General features: G+C 61.9%; 1 pseudogene. It reads right to left on the minus strand.

What is annotated here, in order from left to right:
• A pseudogene (locus ACZY0B_RS27130) lies at positions 1-2,683 on the minus strand (BTAD domain-containing putative transcriptional regulator); the annotation flags it as partial.
• Between the last annotated feature and the right edge of the window lie 39 nt (positions 2,684-2,722).

Consider the following 2,722-nt stretch of genomic DNA (forward strand, 5'->3'; position numbering starts at 1 on the left):
CCAATGCGGCCCACTCGCGGGCGCCGAAGTACTTCCAATAGCGCTCGACCACTTGGCTTGCCGCGTTTTCCAGTCGCGGCGCCTGCGGCTGTAATTCGTCAAAGCGGGCGAGCGCGGCGTCCAGGTCTGCCTCGTCGAAAAGCTCGCAGCGGTTGAGCTTGTCGCCTTCGTAAGTGGAGAGGGCGATCGTGCGCCACTCGGCATCGAAACCTTGTTGTGAGGTCCCTTCGATCAGGTGGGTGACGACTGCTCCGACCTCGTTTAGCCGATGCACAGCCTCAATGCGGATGCTGGACTGCGGCGAGAGTTCCCATGTCGCAAGAAGGTATGCGCTCAGATCACCGGCTGCGATTGATGCGACTCGGCGGTGATCGATATTCACCCAGTCCACCGTGGTCTTAAAGAGTTGGCGTCTGTTGAGTGCTTCGTATGCGCGTGTGACGAGCGTCCACATGTGCGCGTGCGCGGATGCTTCGCCAGCGAGGTACCGAGCATCAAGTTCCTCGAATGCGGCGTCGATGTCGTCAGGGTCGAACACGACCTTTGCTTTGCCACGGCTGTCGGCGTCGATCGCGAGGATGCTGAGCGCCTCGGTGTAGAACGCATCGGGCCGCTGATCTCGGCCCGACATGCGGGAACGGGTGAGGGCGAGGCGTTCGCCGCGGGTCGCAATGACTGTCGACGCAATATGTGTGACTCCGAGGTCGGCGAGGGCTCGCATGGTTGCAACGTCGACGTCTCGACCGTGTTGGTTACCGGCGTTCACGACCCGACGGCGATCGTCTGTGTAGGTGTCGTCGGCCAGTAGTTCTGTCATTGCGGCCCAGTCGCGGGCTGCGAAGTGCGCCAGTTGTTGCTGGCCTAGTTGGCTTGCCGCGTTCTCGAGACGCGGCGCCTGCGGCTGTAGTTCGTCAAAACGGGTAAGCGCGGCGTCGAGTTCGGCTTCGTCGAATAGCTCAGAACGGTCTACCCGGTCACCCTCGACAGTCAGAAGTTGAATCATCCGCCACTCGGCAGCAAAGCCTTCCTTCGAGGTTCCATGGGACTCACGCGTTACGACCGCTCCGAGACTGCTGAGCCGATGGACCGCCTCGATGTGGAGGCTGAGGTCTGGCGTGATGTCCCAGACCTCGCGGATTAATGCGGGAGGATCACTCGTGTCGGCCGTTACAAGTCGCCGGTGGTCGATAGTGACCCAATCCGTCGCGGGTATTTCGTGCCGGTTGAACGCGGCGTTAAACCGTGTGATAACCGACCAAGTGTGGCAGTGCGCTGCGGCTTCGCCAGCGAGGTAACGGGTTTCGAGCTCCTCGAAGGCGGCGTCGATGTCGTCGGGGTCGAAATACACAGCTGCCGCGATCCGCTCACCGGTGTCGATCTCGACAACGCGGAGTATCTCGGTGTGAAATGGCTCTGGCGCCTGGTCGCGCCCCGAGAAACGGACACGATCGAGTACGAGGCGCTCGCCGCGGGTCGCTATGACGGTCGACGCCACGTTCTCGATTCCGATGTCGAAGCTGGCCCGCATGTTCGCGACGTTTGCATCTCGACCCCGCTGGACCCCCGCGCCAATTACCCGACGGCGATCGTCAGTAACGATGTCTTCTGCCGCGATGGCAAAGATACCGGCCCAGTCGTGACCTGCCATGCAAGCCTGAAGGCTTTCGCAGACCTGGCTTGCCGCGTTTTCGACCCGCCGGGCCCGCGGATGCAGCTCCTCAAAGCGGGCGAGCGCGGCGTCGAGGTCCGCATCATTGAAGATTTCGCAGCGGCTGAGTAGGTCGCCGTCGACCATCAGAATGATGATCTCGCCGGATTCGATTTCGACGCCTTCCTGCGAAGTCGCATGCGTTGCGTGGGCGACGACCGCTCCGAGGTTGGTCAATCGGTGCACGGTCGCGACGTCGATTCTGGCTTCCGACGTGATGTCCCAAAAGGCACGGATATTCGGGGTCAACGCATTTGGCTCGATTGTGCCGAAGTGGCGATGGTCGACGCTCGTCCAGTCCCGCGTCGTCGCAGGGAGCGCGCGCCGGTTCAGCGCGGCGTATGCCTGCGAGATGACCGACCACGTGTGGGAGTAAACGGCCCCTTCGCCGGCGAGGTATCGAGCGTCAAGCTCGGCGGTGGCCCCCTCAAAGTCGTTGGTGTCGAATACAACGAATGCTGCGATTCGGTCTTCGGTATCGATCCCAACCACGCCCAGCACCTCGATCTGAAACGCATCCGGACCTTGGCCGCGGACCGAGAAGCCGAGGCGCACGAGGACAAGGCGCGCGGCGCGCGTCGCGATGACGGTCGACGTGACGTCTGTGGACAGAAGCTCGGCGATTGCCCGCATGTTCGCCATCTGGGCGTCTCGACCGTGTAGGACTCCAAAGCTCACGAGCGCACGGCGATCGTCATTGAAAAAGCTATCGGCCAGGATCTCCGCCATCGCATCCCAGTCGCTCACAGCGAAGTGTCCCAGGAAGCGTTCGGCCACTTGGCTTGCCGTGTTTTCAGCCCGCCGCGCCTGCGTTTGAAGTTCGGCAAACCGCGCGAGCGCGTCGTCAAGGTTTGCTTCGTCGAAGATTTCGCAGCGGTTGCACAAATCGCCATCGACGGTGAAGAGCGTGATCTGCCGCCACTCAGCTTCAAAGTCATCTTGCGAGGTCCCGCGCGACGCGTGCGTAACGACCACTCCGACGTCGTCTAGCCGATGTACAGACTCGATGAACAT

It is taken from the genome of Mycobacterium sp. IDUB_19 (genome assembly GCF_055419445.1).